The organism is Enterobacter cloacae complex sp. P17RS (genome assembly GCF_014895885.1).
Classification (GTDB): Bacteria; Pseudomonadota; Gammaproteobacteria; order Enterobacterales; family Enterobacteriaceae; genus Enterobacter; species Enterobacter bugandensis.
Map to the genome: position 1 here is coordinate 38667 of NZ_JADBQK010000010.1, position 16649 is coordinate 55315.

General features: G+C 56.5%; 12 protein-coding genes. 4 read left to right on the forward strand and 8 right to left on the reverse strand.

Features of this window, described 5'->3' with window-relative positions; translation table 11 throughout:
• Window positions 1–224 precede the first annotated feature (224 nt).
• The 3 genes from IM265_RS10310 to IM265_RS10320 all read left to right on the forward strand — a co-directional run bounded on the left by IM265_RS10310 (window position 225) and on the right by IM265_RS10320 (window position 5454).
• A complete protein-coding gene (locus IM265_RS10310; protein ID WP_047368191.1) occupies window positions 225–2951 on the forward strand; it encodes a glycosyl hydrolase family 18 protein in 2727 nt (908 codons plus the stop codon).
• A 102-nt stretch (window positions 2952–3053) separates the two neighbouring features.
• The gene (gene iagB / locus IM265_RS10315) at window positions 3054–3494 is read left to right on the forward strand and encodes a type III secretion system invasion protein IagB (RefSeq protein ID WP_048959679.1); all 441 of its coding nucleotides are present in this window, start codon (window positions 3054–3056) and stop codon (window positions 3492–3494) included.
• Between the two features lie 133 nt (window positions 3495–3627).
• Window positions 3628–5454, forward strand: coding sequence for a chitinase (locus IM265_RS10320; RefSeq protein ID WP_047368192.1), 1827 nt, complete (start codon window positions 3628–3630; stop codon window positions 5452–5454).
• Window positions 5455–5565: 111 nt separating this feature from the next.
• Here the strand turns inward: IM265_RS10320 and IM265_RS10325 are convergent, their stop codons facing one another.
• The 4 genes from IM265_RS10325 to poxB all read right to left on the reverse strand — a co-directional run bounded on the left by IM265_RS10325 (window position 5566) and on the right by poxB (window position 10876).
• Window positions 5566–6579, reverse strand: a complete 1014-nt coding sequence (locus tag IM265_RS10325; RefSeq protein WP_028012536.1) for an NAD(P)-dependent oxidoreductase — start codon at window positions 6577–6579, stop codon at window positions 5566–5568.
• Window positions 6580–6670: 91 nt separating this feature from the next.
• Window positions 6671–8107: an SDR family oxidoreductase gene (locus tag IM265_RS10330; protein WP_047368194.1), complete on the reverse strand. Its 1437-nt coding sequence runs from the start codon at window positions 8105–8107 to the stop codon at window positions 6671–6673.
• Window positions 8108–8117: 10 nt separating this feature from the next.
• Window positions 8118–9119, reverse strand: a complete 1002-nt coding sequence (gene ltaE, locus IM265_RS10335) for a low-specificity L-threonine aldolase (RefSeq protein WP_136486249.1) — start codon at window positions 9117–9119, stop codon at window positions 8118–8120.
• 38 nt (window positions 9120–9157) lie between these two features.
• On the reverse strand, window positions 9158–10876 hold the full coding sequence (poxB, locus tag IM265_RS10340; RefSeq protein WP_028012539.1) for a ubiquinone-dependent pyruvate dehydrogenase: 1719 nt from the start codon (window positions 10874–10876) through the stop codon (window positions 9158–9160).
• A gap of 151 nt (window positions 10877–11027) precedes the next feature.
• On the opposite strand from poxB, the gene IM265_RS10345 reads away from it, so the two are divergent.
• Window positions 11028–11462: a DoxX family protein gene (locus IM265_RS10345; RefSeq protein WP_063449197.1), complete on the forward strand. Its 435-nt coding sequence runs from the start codon at window positions 11028–11030 to the stop codon at window positions 11460–11462.
• Window positions 11463–11858: 396 nt separating this feature from the next.
• Here IM265_RS10345 and hcr read toward each other — a convergent pair whose 3' ends face one another.
• The 4 genes from hcr to aqpZ form a co-directional block, all read right to left on the reverse strand.
• Window positions 11859–12827 carry an NADH oxidoreductase gene (gene hcr, locus IM265_RS10350; RefSeq protein WP_193030929.1) on the reverse strand — a complete coding sequence of 323 codons (969 nt, stop codon included), beginning with the start codon at window positions 12825–12827 and terminating at the stop codon, window positions 11859–11861.
• 10 nt (window positions 12828–12837) lie between these two features.
• Complete coding sequence (hcp, locus tag IM265_RS10355) at window positions 12838–14490, reverse strand: hydroxylamine reductase (RefSeq protein ID WP_193030931.1); 1653 nt, start codon at window positions 14488–14490, stop codon at window positions 12838–12840.
• Between the two features lie 144 nt (window positions 14491–14634).
• Window positions 14635–15534 carry a lysine exporter LysO family protein gene (locus tag IM265_RS10360; RefSeq protein ID WP_028012543.1) on the reverse strand — a complete coding sequence of 300 codons (900 nt, stop codon included), beginning with the start codon at window positions 15532–15534 and terminating at the stop codon, window positions 14635–14637.
• A gap of 181 nt (window positions 15535–15715) precedes the next feature.
• A complete protein-coding gene (aqpZ, locus tag IM265_RS10365) occupies window positions 15716–16411 on the reverse strand; it encodes an aquaporin Z (RefSeq protein ID WP_028012545.1) in 696 nt (231 codons plus the stop codon).
• Between the last annotated feature and the right edge of the window lie 238 nt (window positions 16412–16649).

Below are 16649 nucleotides of genomic sequence, written 5' to 3' on the forward strand. Positions count from 1 at the left end.
TTGACGGTGGAAGAGAAGGATGTCTCTTTGCGCTCAGTGTATCGTAAAAGATATAAGCTACACGGAATTTGGGCTTGTATCTTTTTATGGAGGAATACAACGCAGCAAGACGTTTTTTGTCACGGTTTTCAGGTTGGTTAAATACGCATTACGCAAATAGACTCCATGCTCTCAAGGAAGACATGGATTATTACGTTACGAATAAATTTATCAGGAAATAAAAAATGAAATTTATGAAGCCTAAATATCTGGCGCTTTTTGTTGCAGCCGCAACAAGCTCAGTATTTGCAGCGGCGCCGGGTACACCGTCAATTACATCAGGCAATGATAAGTTTGCGCTGGTAGAGGTGGATCAGGCGGCACAGGACTACAACAACCTCATCAAAGTGCATAAAGATGGCGTTGACGTGAAGGTGGAGTGGAACGTCTGGAGCGGCGATGCCCCAACGTCTGCAAAAGTTTTGCTGGACGGCAAGACCGTCTGGACCGGTGCGGGTAGTGCCGCAGGCTCTGCAACCTTTAAAGTGAAGAAAGGCGGACGCTATCAGGAGCAGGTCGAGCTGTGTAACGACAGCGGCTGCACCAAGAGCGCCAGCAAGCTGATCATCGTGGCGGACACCGACGGTAGCCACCTGCTTCCTCTGAACACCCCGCTGCTGGAAAACAACAAAGCGTTCGCGCAGCACACCGATAAAGTGGTTGGCGCTTACTTCCCTGAGTGGGGCGTGTACGACCGTAACTTCTCGGCAGACAAAATTCCTGTCGCGAACATTAACCACCTGCTGTACGGCTTCATTCCAATCTGTGGCGGCGACGGCATTAACGACAGCGCCAAATCCTCCGGCGCGCTGGAGTCTCTGAAACGCGCCTGTCAGGGCCGCCAGGACTACACCGTGGCGATCCACGATCCGTGGGCTGCGCTGCAAAAACCTCAGCAGGGCGTAAGCAACTGGGACGACCCGTACAAAGGCAACTACGGCCAGCTGATGGCGATGAAAAAAGCCCATCCTGATCTGAAAATCCTGCCATCCGTAGGCGGCTGGACTCTGTCTGACCCGTTCTATCAGATGGATAACAAAGTGCTGCGCGACCGCTTCGTTGCGTCCGTTAAAGACTTCCTGACCACCTGGAAAGTGTTCGACGGTGTGGATATCGACTGGGAATTCCCGGGCGGCGGCGGTGAGAACGCCAAGCTGGGTAACCCGCAGACCGACAAAGCGACTTACACCGCGCTGATGCATGACCTGCGTCAGATGCTGAACGAGCTGTCTGCGGAAACTGGCCGTACCTACGAGCTGACCACGGCAATCGGTGCAGGTAAAGATAAGATCGAAGACGTGGACTACAACACCGCGCAGCAGTACATCGACCATATCTTCCTGATGAGCTACGACTTCTACGGTGCGTGGAGTAATACCGATTTGGGTCACCAGACCGCGCTGTATGGTGCGTCCTGGAAACCAGATACTAACTACACCACCGATAACGCAGTGAAAGAGATGCTGGCGCAGGGCGTTCAGCCTGGCAAGATCGTCGTCGGTGCGGGCATGTATGGCCGCGGCTGGACCGGCGTTCACGGTTACACGGGTGACAATCCATTCACCGGTACCGCGACGGGTCCAATCAAAGGGACATGGGAAAACGGTATTGTTGACTACCGTCAGATTGTAAACCAGATGCTGGGCAAACCAGGCTGGGAATACAAATACGACGAAGCAGCAGAAGCGCCGTACGTGTTCAACAAATCCACCGGTGAGCTGGTGACATACGATAACGCCCGTTCCGTGAATGCGAAAGGCAAATACGTGCTGAGCAAAAACCTGGGTGGTTTGTTCGCATGGTCTATCGAATCCGATAACGGCGATATCCTGAATGCCATGAACGAAAGCCTGCTGGGCGGCAGCTCTACGCCTGTTGAGCCGGTTGTAACCAACCATGCGCCGGTCGCTTCTGCAACCGACATGACGGTAACGGGCCCGGCGACTGTCACGCTCGACGGCTCAGCCTCCAGCGACCAGGACGGCGATGCGCTGACCTATAAATGGACGCAGGTTTCCGGCGCCACCGTGACCCTCGCGAACAGCACCAAAGCGAAAGCCAGCTTCAGCGTACCGGCCGTGACCAGCGATCAGAACCTGGTGTTCCGCCTGACCGTGACCGACGCGAAAGGGTTGAGCAACGCTATCGACGTACAGGTAGTGAACAAAGCGCCTAAGGCCAACCAGGCTCCGGTGATCAATGCCATGGAATCCGTTACCGTTGAATCCGGTGAAGCGATTTCTCTGCATGCACAAGCCTCCGATCCTGATGGCGATGCGCTGACCTACAGCTGGAGCGTACCGGCTGATATGAACGCAACGGGTACCGATACTGCTAACGTTCGCATCACTGCGCCAGAGGTGAACAATACCTCTTCTTACACGCTGAGCGTTGTTGTGACGGATGGTAAAACCAGCGTGCAGTCTAACGTGCAGGTGACTGTGAATCCTAAACCGGCTGACGTAACGCCACCGGCTGATGAGGTGACTCCTCCGGCTGACGATGTGACCCCACCAGCTGACGATGTGACCCCTCCGGCTGATGATGTGACTCCGCCATCTGACGAAGGTTCTGCAACCGGTAGCTGCGATGCGCCTGTCGATGCTAACGCCAGCAAATATGCTGCGTGGGATGCCAGCAAAATCTACAACAATGGCGATACCGTAAGCTTCGACCATCTGGTGTGGAAAGCGAAGTACTGGACGCAGGGCAACCAGCCTGGCTTCGGTGTGGATGCATGGGAACTGGTGAGCAACGTGAAGATGAACTGGCGTTCTGACCTGGTCTATAACGGCGGTGATACCACCACTTACCAGGGCAGCGTTTACCGTGCCAAATGGTGGACCCGTGGTGATAACCCGGCTAACAGCGATGTATGGGTAAAAGAAGGCGCAGCAACAGACTGCAAATAATCTAGCCCAATAAATGCTCCCCCCTTATTGGGGGGAGCAATTCAAACTTCATTTTACAGGATGTTGGCCAGGAGAAATAACCGAAAATGTCAGCAGGTAAAAATGAAAAAGTTCATCTTGTTATTATTGATAATAAGCCACGGCGCACTGGCAAACTGTTGGAATAACGCCGCGCACTATTATCATGTCGATCCTTATTTGCTGTACGCCATTGCTAACGTTGAATCGGGGATGAACCCGTATGCGGTAGGGCAAAATCATGATGGCACACGCGATGTCGGATTAATGCAAATAAACAGCTCACACTTTACGGAGCTTGAGAGAAAAGGCATTGATGAGTATCGGTTGATGGCCGAACCCTGTACCTCAATTATGGTGGGAGCGTCGATTCTCTCAAACATGATTAAGGTCTACGGTTATAACTGGGAAGCAGTAGGGGCTTATAACGCCGGATTAAAAAGAGAGAACTATCCGCAGCGTATGATGTATGCCCACAAAGTCTGGAAAAAATATCAGGAATTGAAATTAGCAGCGCGTTATTAACGTTTTTTATTTTTGAAGAATTCCTTTTGGTGTTCTTCGAAAAGTGAAAACAGCTGTCTGTGGTTTATTTATTAATGGATTAATACATAAACCGGGATTCTTTTTTAAATCTTAACGAAACAGGAATATTGAAATGAACAAAAGGACGTTACTGAGTGTACTTGTTGCTGGTGCTTGCGTTGCACCTTTTATGGCGCAGGCTGCCTCTTTGCAGGCGACCACCGGCGAGCCGTACACCATGAAAGCCAGCGATCTGGCGAAGAAAGAGCAGGAGCTCACTAACTTCCCGCTGATGACCTCCGTTAAAGAGACGATTCAGACCCTTGATAACGCGCAGGTCGAAATGATTGAGCCAGGCCGTGCGGCGAACCCTGACAACGTTAAGCGCGTGGAAGGGATCGTGAAGGCCAGCGACTGGGATTATCTTTTCCCGCTGCGCGCTCAGGCCTATACCTACAGCAACTTCCTGAAAGCCGTAGGTAAATTCCCGGCGCTGTGTAAGACCTATAACGACGGTCGCGACAGCGATGCGATCTGCCGCAAAGAGCTGGCCACCATGTTTGCCCACTTTGCCCAGGAAACCGGCGGCCATGAAAGCTGGCGTCCGGAAGCCGAGTGGCGTCAGGCGCTGGTCCACGTGCGTGAAATGGGCTGGAGCGAAGGGCAGAAGGGCGGCTATAACGGCGAATGTGACCCGAAAGTATGGCAGGGCCAGACCTGGCCGTGCGGTAAGGATAAAGACGGCGACTTCCTGAGCTACTTCGGTCGCGGCGCGAAGCAGTTGTCCTACAACTACAACTACGGTCCGTTCTCCGAAGCAATGTACGGCGACGTGCGTACCCTGCTGGATAAACCTGAGCTGGTGGCGGATACCTGGCTGAACCTGGCGAGCGCGATCTTCTTCTTCGCCTACCCGCAGCCGCCAAAACCAAGCATGCTGCAGGTTATCGACGGCACGTGGCAGCCGAACGATCATGATAAAGCCAACGGTCTGGTCCCTGGCTTCGGTGTGACCACCCAGATCATCAACGGCGGCGTAGAGTGTGGCGGCCCGACTGAAATTGCTCAGTCTCAGAACCGTATCAAGTACTACAAAGAGTTCGCGAACTACCTGAAAGTGCCTGTTCCGGCCAATGAAGTGCTGGGCTGCGCCAACATGAAGCAGTTCGACGAATACGGTGCCGGCGCCCTGAAGATCTACTGGGAGCAGGACTGGGGATGGAGCGCGGATACGCCAGACGGTAAGACCTACTCGTGCCAGCTGGTGGGCTACCAGACGCCGTTCAGCGCGTTCAAAGACGGCGACTATACCAAGTGCGTGCAGAAGTTTTATAACGTCAATATCGTGAACGATGACGGCTCTGCCGTAACGCCGGACGAAACCCCGGTAACGCCAGCACCAACGCCTTCAGAAGATGAAACGCCGGCACCAGCTCCAGCGCCAACGCCGGATGAAACCCCGGCTGAACCTGTTGCGGTGAACCACGCGCCGGTAGCGCAGATTGCGGGTCCAATCGGTGCCGTTGAAGCGGGCGCACAGGTTTCTCTGAGCGCGGAAGGCTCTTCCGACGCGGACGGCAACAAGCTGACCTACACCTGGCATTCTCAGGATGGCCAGACTGTGACCGGCGAAGATAAAGCGGTGGTGACCTTCAAGGCGCCTGAGTCCGCAACGGCGCAGCAGATTGAAATCAGCCTGACCGTCAGCGATGGCGAGCTGAGCAATACCACCACTTACCTGCTGAACGTGAAAGCGAAAGCGGCAACGCCATCAGGTGACGAAGGTGCTTACCAGGCGTGGAGCGCGAACAGCAAGTACAACGCAGGTGATATCGTGAACAACCACGGTAAACTGTTCCAGTGCAAACCGTTCCCGTACAGCGGCTGGTGTAACAACTCCCCGGCATACTATGAACCAGGCGCAGGTCTGGCATGGGCTGATGCCTGGACGGCTCTGTAAAAGCAAACGGCAACCGAAAGGTTGCCGTTTTAGTATTTGCACTTTCCCCTCTCCCCGGAGGGGCAAGGGGATGTAGGCCCGGTAAGGCGAAGCCGCCACCGGGCAAAAAGGCTAGCGGTGCAACTTCCCGTGATCCCGTAACCACGCTGCCGTGCGCACAATGCCTTCATCCAGCGTCACAATCGGCTTATACCCCAGCTCAGTCTCCGCGCGCGTGATATCCAGCGTAAAATCAAAGTTAAGCTTCGATACGCCGTAGTGCGTCAGCGCGGGCTCTTTGGCGGATTTACTGCCAAAACGCTCCATGCTGCGGGCGATCATGTCCAGCATCGGGTAGGGCACGGAACGGATACGGCAGTCGATCTGCAGTTCATCAATCAGCCGCTGCACAATGCTGCGCAACGTGCACGGTTCACCGTTGGTGATGTTATAGGCGCGACCGGAGATAAGCTTATCGCAGTCCGGCTGGCTTGCCAGCCACATGGCGTGGACGGCATTTTCGTAATAGGTCATGTCCACCAGCGCATCGCCGCCGCGCGGCAGCAGCACGCTGCCGTAGTGGTGCATCATCTGCGCCAGACGCGGAATAAACACTTTGTCGTGCGGTCCGAAGAGGCTCTGCGGGCGCAGGACGGTAAAACGGGTATGCGGGTTTGACTGCGCCAGCAGGTCGATTACCTCTTCGCTGGCCGCCTTGCTGCGGGCAAACTCGCAGGCAAAGCGAGCAGGGCGGAAATCTTCCTGCACGTCGCGATGGTGGTGATAATCAAAATAGAGCGACGGGGAGGAGATATGGATAAAGTTACGCACGCCCCAGGCGACGGCCCATTCGCCCAGACGACGCGTGGCGCGCACGTTGGCGAGATCGAAGGCTTCCTGGGTTCCCCACGGGGAGGTAAAACTGGAGCAGTGCCACAGCGTGTCGATACCGGCGAGCATCACCTTCGCCTGCGAGGAGACCAGCTCCGTCAGGTCGGCATGGACGAACTCCGCGCCCATTTTTTGCAGCAGTTTCCCCATCGCTTCGTTGCGACCGGTGGCCCTGACGCTGATGCCCTTGTTGCGCAGAAATTCGACCGCATTTCGGCCTAAGCCGCTGGTCGCCCCGGTAACCAGTACCTTCATATCAATCCACTGTGTTGAAAAGAATTTCGTGCGCATTCTTTCGTGAATTACGATGTGTTGCAATGGGAAAGGTGAAAGAAAGAGGGTTTTATTAACTTATTTTCGTCTTTTGTTCTGCCAGTTGCGCAATGCGTTTTGCCATACCCCGGAAGATAAACAGATGGGCGGGGATCATAAACAGCCAGTAGAACAGACCCGGCATCCCGTGTGGGTGCCACCAGGCGCGAACGTCCAGTTCCCGATGGTCGCCTTTGTCCTTGAGCGTAAAGCAGAGCCGCCCCAGCCCCGGCGCCTTCATGCCGAACAGTAGCGCCAGCTGTTTTTCCGGCTCGACGACGATCACCTTCCAGCTGTCGACCGCATCGCCTGGCGCAAGATACGGATGCGCGGGGCGGCCTTTCGCCAGCCGGTGGCCCACCAGCAGATCCATCGCACCGCGCGTCTGCCAGAGGATATTACCGAAGAAATAGCGCTCTTTGCCGCCGATCTGGTTCACCACCTCCCACAGCGCGTGAAGGCTGGCAGAGGTTTTTACCGTGCAGCCCGCCTGCTTCGGGTAATAGCCGTACTCGGGGCGCCAGCGGGCAAAGGCCTGCGCGTCGTAGCCCCAGTCGCTGGAGTTCACCAGCTTCTCTTCTTCTTTCAGCGTATGGCGCACCGCGTCGTCAAAGCGGATCAACGCCTGGGGGATCAATGCGCGCAGCGCGCGATCGTCCGCCAGCAAATCGTGCTTTAGCCCCTGGATCAGTGCTTTGGCAGTCGTCGGGGGAACCGAGGTGATCACATTCAAAAACCACACCGATATCCAGCGGGTCGGGAAGGGAATGGGGATCAGCCAGCGGCGGCGTCCGCTGACGCGCATGAAATGTTCGAACTGCTCCTGATAGCTCAGCACTTCCGGGCCTGCCGCCTCCAGCACGCGGTGTTGCTCTGCCGGGTGATCCAGCAGGGCCACCAGATAGTGGAGCAAATTCTCCAGCGCAATCGGCGTGGTGCGCGAGCGCACCCAGCGCGGCGGGGTCAGCACCGGCAGGTTGTAGACCATATCGCGCATTACTTCGAAGGCGGCGGAACCCGCGCCGACGATGATCCCGGCGCGCAGTTCGGTGACGGGAATATTCGCCCCGCGCAGCGTGTCTGCCGTCAGCTGGCGGGCGCGCAGATGGTCGGACTGCTCGTGTTCGGGTGCCTGGAGCGAGCTTAAAAAAATCACCTGCTTCACCGGCGTTTGCAGCAGGGCATCGCGGACGTTCATCGCCACCTGACGCTCGTGGGCGATAAAATCCCCGCCTTCGCCCATGCTGTGGACCAGGTAGTAAAGCGTGTCGACCCCTTCCAGCAGCGCGGGGAGTTCCTTCGGCCAGTTGAGATCGACGTTGTGACAGGTCACGCCAGGCAAACCAAGCTTTTGCAGGCGCTCGGTATTGCGTGCCGCTGCCCGCACCTGATGCCCCTGCTGGCTTAATGCAGTAGTGAGGTGCTGACCGATATATCCGCTGGCGCCAAGCACCAGAATACGTTGCGGCACGTGATGCTCCTTAACGCTGTAAAAACGCCTGCCAGTGTTTCACCACGTCGGCCAGCTGTTCGCGGCTCACGTCGAGATGCATCACCAGGCGCACGACCGGGGAGACGTTGATCAGCACGCCACGCGCTTTCATAAACTCACCCAGCGCAGCGGCGTGCTCGTCGCCCACGCGCACAAAAAGCATGTTGGTGTCGTGACGCATCACGTCCGCGCCGATCTCGCGCAACTGCGTTGCCATCCACGCGGCGTTGTCATGATCGTCCTTGAGGCGCGCCACGTTATTTTTTAATGCGTACAGTCCGGCAGCCGCCAGAATGCCCGCCTGACGCATGCCGCCGCCGGTCATTTTACGCCAGCGGTTGGCGCGCTTGATGTAGTCTGCGCTGCCGACCAGCAGCGAACCCACCGGCGTACCCAGCCCTTTTGAGAGGCAAATGGTGAACGAGTCGCAATATTGCGTTATCTCTTTCAGCTCGCAGCCGTACTCCACCACGGCATTGAAAATGCGTGCGCCATCGACGTGCAGGCCGAGCCTGCGCTCGCGAGTGAATTCCCACGCTGCTTTCAGGTATTCGCGCGGCAGCACTTTACCGTTGTGGGTGTTTTCGAGGCTGAGCAGCCTGGTGCGGGCGAAGTGAATATCGTCAGCTTTGATTTTTGCCGCGACTTTATCCAGCGGCAGGGAGCCGTCCGACGCGGCGTCAATCGGCTGCGGCTGGATGCTGCCAAGCACCGCCGCACCGCCAGCTTCGTACAGGTAGTTATGCGCACCCTGGCCGACGATATACTCTTCGCCGCGCTCGCAGTGGCTGAGCAGCGCCACCAGGTTAGCCTGCGTGCCGGTCGGCAGGAACAGCGCGGCCTCCTTGCCGCTTAGCTCTGCCGCATAGCGCTGCAGTTCGTTGACCGTCGGGTCATCGCCGTAGACGTCGTCCCCGACCGGGGCGGCCATCATCTCTTCGAGCATGGCGCGGCTCGGGCGGGTAACGGTATCACTGCGTAAATCAATCATGGCATTTCCCTATAGTTAAAAAGGCGATGCCAGATGTTTTACCTGAGCCAGTTGGTTTTTGCCAGTTCGATCACTTCATCACCGCGCCCGCTGATGATGGCGCGCAGCATGTAGAGGCTAAAACCTTTGGCCTGTTCCAGCTTGATCTGCGGCGGGATCGCCAGCTCTTCTTTGGCGACGACGACGTCAACCAGTACCGGACCGTCGATGGAGAAGGCGCGCTGCAGGGCTTCATCCACCTCTGAGGCTTTCTCCACGCGAATACCGGTGATGCCGCACGCTTCGGCGATGCGGGCAAAGTTGGTGTCGTGCAGCTCGGTGCCGTCCGTCAGATAGCCGCCGGCCTTCATCTCCATCGCCACGAAGCCCAGCACGCTGTTGTTAAAGACCACGATTTTCAGCGGAAGCTTCATCTGCACCACCGACAGGAAATCCCCCATCAGCATGCTGAACCCGCCGTCGCCGCACATCGCCACGACCTGACGCTCCGGTGCCGTCGCTTTTGCCCCCAACGCCTGCGGCATGGCGTTGGCCATTGAGCCGTGGTTGAACGAGCCGAGCAGGCGACGTTTGCCGTTCATCTTCAGGTAGCGCGCCGCCCAGACGGTTGGCGTGCCGACGTCGCAGGTAAAAATGGCGTCGTCGTCCGCAAAATGGCTGATCTGCTGCGCCAGATACTGCGGATGAATGGCTTTGTCGCTCGGTTTGGCGAGGTCGTCGAGCCCCTTGCGCGCATCGCGGTAGTCGCTCAACGCCTTATCCAGGAATTTGCGGTCCGTTTTCTCTTCCAGCAGCGGCAGCAGGGCGGCAAGGGTGGATTTAATATCGCCGATAAGCGCCATATCGACCTTGCTGTGCGCGCCGATGCTGGCCGGGTTGATATCAATCTGAATGATTTTGGCATCCGTCGGGTAGAACGCGCGGTACGGGAACTGGGTGCCGAGCAGGATCAGCGTGTCGGCGTTCATCATGGTGTGGAAGCCGGAAGAAAAACCGATCAGCCCGGTCATGCCCACATCGTACGGGTTATCGTATTCGACGTGCTCTTTGCCGCGCAGGGCGTGGACGATGGGCGCTTTGAGCTTACCGGCAAATTCCAGCAGCTCTTTATGCGCGCCCGCACAGCCGCTGCCGCACATCAGGGCGATATTGCTGGAGTAGCGCAGCAGCTGCGCCAGCTTTTTCAGCTCCTCTTCGGCTGGCGTTACCACCGGCTGCGGGGCGTGATACCAGTGGGTGCTGGCCCCTTCGGGCGCAGCCTTGAGCGCCACATCTCCCGGGATAACGACCACGGAAACGCCACGGTTTAGCACGGCTTTGCGCATGGCGATCGCCAGCACCTGCGGGATCTGCTCCGGGGATGAAACCAGCTCACAGTAGTGGCTGCATTCACGGAACAGCTCCTGCGGATGCGTCTCCTGAAAATAGCCGCTGCCGATTTCGGAAGAGGGGATATGGGCGGCAATCGCCAGCACCGGCACGTGGTTACGGTGACAGTCGAACAGGCCGTTGATCAGATGCAGGTTGCCAGGCCCACACGAGCCTGCACACACGGCCAGTTCTCCTGTGAGCTGCGCTTCAGCACCGGCGGCGAAGGCAGCGACCTCCTCATGACGGGTCGGCATCCATTCGATGGTTTTCATCTTGTTCAGGCTGTCGCTGAGCCCGTTCAGGGAATCGCCGGTCACGCCCCAGATACGTTTTACGCCAGCCTGTTCGAGCGTTTTCGCTATATATGCAGCCACGGTTTGTTTCATGGTTGTCCGTCTCCTTTTTGTGATATCGCTTACAAGCTTAGAAGAAAGTCACTGTATTGCCCGTCAAATCCCCCCATTTAAAAGGTGCTTTTCATGCGCCACGCTTCGGCATAAGCTGGTGATGTCTCAGTGAAAACAGGAATCATTTCAAATGGTTAAATCATTGTTAATTGCTGTTAATGAAAAGCTATCGTGCGACGATCTCGGCAAACTCTTGTTACGACTTGCCGTCGGTGGGCTGATGCTTTTTCACGGTTTGCATAAGCTGTTTGGCGGCGTGGGCTTTATCAGCGGCATGCTGGTAGAGAAAGGGCTGCCGGGATTTATTGCCTACGGCGTGTTGATTGGCGAAGTGGTGGCACCGATCCTGATTATTGTCGGGCTCTTTACGCGCCCGGCCGCGCTGGTGCTGGCGTTTACGATGATCGTGGCATGGCTGATGGTGGGAATGGGTGAAACGTTCGCGCTCGATAAGGTTGGGGCATGGGCGATTGAAAGCCTGGTGTACTTCTTTGTTGGCTCGCTGGCGGTAGCGTGTTTAGGGGCAGGGCGGTTTGCGTTAGGGAAAGCGCCTGCGTGGCAATAAAGCTGGGTGCTAAAAATATAAGGGTCTCTGGACCCTTTTTTATTGGTGGTTTTTAAGTCTTTGATTTTATTAAGCGGAATTATTTGTGATGAAAAAAGGGTTTAAAGGGTATTTTTTAGGGGAATTCTTTATCTGACAAGGTGATAGGTGTAGATTGTTCCAGTTCACTGCCGTACAGGCAGCATGCACAATAGTACCCTCTTATAATCAGAAAAAATGATCGTTCACTGCCGTACAGGCAGCATGCACAGGGAGACCGCGAGATTCGCAGAATGGCAGACCGTTCACTGCCGTACAGGCAGCATGCACAACGTAGGCCGGGTAAACGCAGTGCCACCCGGCAAAAAAGCCCGGTGGCGCTGACGCTTACCGGGCCTACGATCGAACGTTTATCGCTTATGCGAGGACCAAATCCCCCTGCGGGTGGCACGAGCACGCCAGCACGTAACCTTCAGCAATTTCCGCGTCGGACAGCGTCATGGTGCTGGTGACGGTATATTCCCCTGAAACCACTTTCGTTTTACAGCAGCCGCACACGCCCGCACGGCAGGCCGCGACTACCGGCACCTTGTTGCTTTCCAGCGCTTCCAGCAGCGTGGTGCCCACGCGGCCAAAGAAGGTCTGTGCGGGCTGCAGTTTGGTGAACTGAATCCCGCTGGTTGCCGCTTCCGCCACCGGCGTGAAGAACTGCTCTTTGAAGAAGCGGGTCACGCCAAGCGCTCTAACTTCTTTCCCCACGATATCCATGTACGGCGCCGGGCCGCAGGTCATCACGGTACGGTTCGCAATGTCCGGCACGCTTTGCAGCAGCTCGCGGCTCAGGCGACCGGGCACAAAACCGTGGGTCGCGTTGTGTTCCGCCACCAGCGTCACCGGATAATTACGCCACTCATCGGCAAAAATCACATCTTCCGGAGAGCGCACGCTGAAGATTGTCTGCACGTCGGCCTGCGGGCGGTTCTTCGCCAGCCAGCGGCGCATCGACATGATCGGCGTTACGCCACAGCCCGCCGCCAGCAGCAGGAATTTATTGTCTGCCTTATCGTCACAGGTGAAATCCCCCTGCGCGTCAGACAGCCAGATGTAATCTCCGCGCTTCACGTCACGGGTCAGCCACTGAGAGCCTGCACCGTCATCAATGCGGCGGATAGTGAGCGTAATGTACTCGCTCACGCCCGGCGTGGAGGAGATCGTATAGGCGCGAAGCGTGTCCGCCGAGTTGCGAACGCTGACCAGCGCATACTGGCCCGCACGGTACGGATAGTAGTCGTGGCAGAGCAGCGACAGCGTCCACACATCCGGCGTCTCCTGATGGATGTGATGAACCTGCATCCGCCACGGACATTGTGAGGTTGGCATGGTCATGAATCGCTCCTTACGCGCTCAGCAGTTGCTTCATATCATCTTCAACGTTGGTCACGGAACGCAGACCGAATTTCTCGTTCAGCACCGCCAGCAGGTCCGGCGTCAGGAAGCCTGGCGCGGTCGGGCCGGTTACGATGTTGGTCACGCCGAGAGAGAGCAGGGTAAGCAGAATGACAATCGCTTTCTGCTCGAACCAGGAGAGCACCAGCGACAGCGGCAGATCGTTGACGCCGCAGCCGAGTTTTTCTGCCAGCGTGACCGCCAGAATGATGGCCGAGTAAGCATCGTTGCACTGGCCTGCATCAATCAGGCGCGGCAGGCCTTCGATGTTGCCGAAGTCTAGCTTGTTGAAACGGTATTTACCGCACGCCAGGGTCAGGATCAGGCAATCATCCGGCACGCTGGTGGCGAAATCGGTGAAGTAGTTACGCTCGCCGCGCGCGCCGTCGCATCCCCCAACGAGGAAGATGTGGCGCAGCTTTTCACGGCTGACGAGGTCAATCAGAGAATCTGCCGCACCCAGCAGCGTTTCGCGACCGAAGCCAACGGTGATCAGATGTTCGATTTCGCTGTACGGGAAGCCCGCCATCTGCTGCGCCTGCTCGATAACCGGACCGAAATCGTCGCCTTCAAGGTGGCTCACGCCCGGCCAGCCGACGATGCTGCGGGTCCAGATGCGGTCGTCATACGCGCCCACGGTAGGGTCGATGATGCAGTTGGAGGTCATCACGATAGGGCCAGGGAAGCGGGCGAACTCTACCTGCTGATTCTGCCAGCCGCTGCCGTAGTTACCCACCAGATGCTTGAACTTACGCAGTTCCGGGTAGCCGTGGGCGGGCAGCATTTCGCCGTGGGTATAGACGTTAACGCCGGTGCCTTCGGTCTGCTTCAGCAGGTTGTAGAGATCTTTCAGGTCGTGGCCGGAAATCAGGATGCATTTGCCTTCGGTCGCTTTGACGTTGACCTGCGTCGGGGTCGGATGACCGTAAGTGCTGGTTTCACCGGCATCCAGAATGCTCATGACTTTGAAGTTCATCTGGCCGATTTCCATTGCGCACTCGAGCAGGGCGTTCATGTCGGAAGGCCAGGTGCCGAGCCACGCCATAATTTTGTGGTACTGGGCGTAAATGTCGTTATCTGACTTCCCGAGAACGTGCGCGTGTTCCATATAGGCCGCTGCACCTTTCAGGCCGTACAGGCACAGCAGACGCAGGCCGAGGATGTTCTCGCCAATCGCCGCTTTGTCCTTATTAGGGGTAAATTCTGCGGCCTGGCGCTGTAGCTCGCCCAGGTCGTCGCTCACCAGCTGAAGCTCCGCCATTGGGTTGTCCACGCGGGCACTGGTATCGGCATTCAGGCACTGCGCTTTCAAAGCTTCGCGCAGGGCAATCGCTTCGCGGGCATAGCCGACGATGCGCGGAGAATCGAAGTTGACGTTAGTCAGCGTGGAGAAAAACGCGCGCGGCGCGAAGCTGTCGACGTAATGGTCGACAATGCCGTATTCACGGGCTTTGAAGGCCCAGGCGGAAAGACCATGCAGGGCGGCTATCAGCAGATCCTGCAGGTCTGATGTTTCTGCGGTTTTACCGCACATACCCTGCGAGTAAGAGCAGCCGTTGCCTGCCGGGGTACGGATGGTTTGTTCACATTGCACACAAAACATAATCACACCTGTAAAAGTTATATTTGATATACATGTTTAAGGGTATGCCTGTGCCAGAACGGTGAAAAGAGCTTTCTGCGACAAAATAGAGGGAGATTGATTTAGCGCAATTTTGGCGGCAGGAGCCCTACCGCCACAGAGGTATCAGGCAGAGAAAAACGCCATCAGGACGGGAACCAGCAGGCTCAAAATAAAGCCGTGAACGATGGCTGCGGGCACCATCTCCAGCCCGCCCGAACGCTGGAGGACCGGCAGGGTAAAGTCCATCGACGTGGCGCCGCACAGGCCCAGTGCCGTCGAGCGGCTGCGGCGAACCAGCCCCGGGATCAGCATGATGGCAATCAGCTCTCGAGCCAGATCGTTAAAAAAGGCAGCGCTGCCGATCACCGGGCCGAAGGATTCGGTCAGCAGAATACCGGAGAGGGAGTACCAGCCAAACCCGGAGGCCATCGCCAGGCCGGTTTTTAGCGGCAGATCGAGAATAAAGGCATTAATCACGCCCGCGACCATGGAGCTGACGACAACCATAACGGCAACGATCATTCCCCGACGGTTCAGGACAATCTGTTTCAGCGTCATGCCGTTATTTCGCAGCTGAATACCAATCAGGAACAGCAGGAAGATCAGGGTATATTCGCTGGCGTCCGTCGCGTGCTGCAAAAATGTCCATCCGGTAAGGCCCAGAAGAAATCCAAGCACCACGACGCCGCAGAGCTTTAATGATTCCAGCGCCATTGCAATTCGGGAGGGAAGCTTTTCCTGGTGGTGATTATTTTTCCACGGAATAGTGCGTTCCAGCCACAGCAGGGCGGCAATATTGCACAGCAAAATAACCACCACGGTGACCGCAGAATAATGCAGGATGGAAAGTAAATTTGTCGCCAGATTATCCAGGAAGGCCAGGCTGATTCCCATAAAGAACAGAATGACGTAAACAATCCAGCTGAGAAAACGGTTAATAAGCTTTAAGGCCGATTCATGACGCAGCGGAATAAGATAGCCCACAATCAGGGGCAGCAGAATAATGAGGAGTCCTGAAAACATGAACAGCCGGTCCTTTTGAGTTTCTGTTAAGCGCCAGAGACACTACCCAATAAAGGCTGTCAGGTAAAGGAGCAATAAAAAAGCCGGGTGGCGGCTACGCCTTACCCGGCTTGTGTCTATGTGGGGGTGCGGCCTGTTGCCCTCACCCCGGCCCTCTCCCACGGGGAGAGGGAGGGAAAGATTAATCGCGTTTTTCCAGCAGAGTGCGGTACAGCACGCCGCCCAGAATACCGCCGACGATCGGCATCACCCAGAACAGCCACAGCTGCTCAAGCGCCCAGCCGCCCTGGAAAATGGCGACGGCGGTGCTGCGCGCCGGGTTAACGGAGGTGTTGGTCACCGGAATGGAGATCAGGTGGATCAGCGTCAGCGCCAGACCAATGGCGATGGGCGCGAAGCCTGCAGGCGCGTGTTTGTCGGTTGCACCGTGGATCACCAGCAGGAAGCCTGCGGTCAGTACAATTTCAATTACAATGGCAGAAAGCATGGAATAACCGCCCGGAGAGTGTTCGCCAAAGCCGTTAGAGGCGAAGCCGCTGGCCGCCGCGTCAAAGCCTGCTTTACCGCTGGCAATGACGTACAGCACGCCCGCCGCAATAATACCACCAACCACCTGCGCCACGATGTAGCCAATAACCTCTTTCGCCGGGAAACGCCCGCCCGCCCATAAGCCTAATGTCACCGCCGGGTTAAAATGACCGCCGGAAATATGCCCCACGGCGAAAGCCATGGTTAATACGGTTAAGCCAAATGCCAGCGCGACGCCGACAAAACCAATACCTAATTCCGGGAATGCTGCTGCCAGAACGGCGCTACCGCAGCCACCAAATACCAGCCAGAATGTACCAAAGCATTCTGCTGCCAATTTTCTAAACATAACCACCTCAAAATAATTTTCCACGCGTTTTCCCGCGCGCGGGATATATCGCCATAAAGGGATGACGACTCAAAGAGCCCGCATTTTAAAAACCAACAACATCCCTTCGCCACTTAAATAAATTCGGTTAATTTGATTTAAGGCAATGTGATGTTAATCCTTGTTCAAATCAGCGGTAAATAGAGCATAGTTCAAATCCCGCAAGGGTGAATGTTCTGCTGTCGTGCCAGGGTTCCTG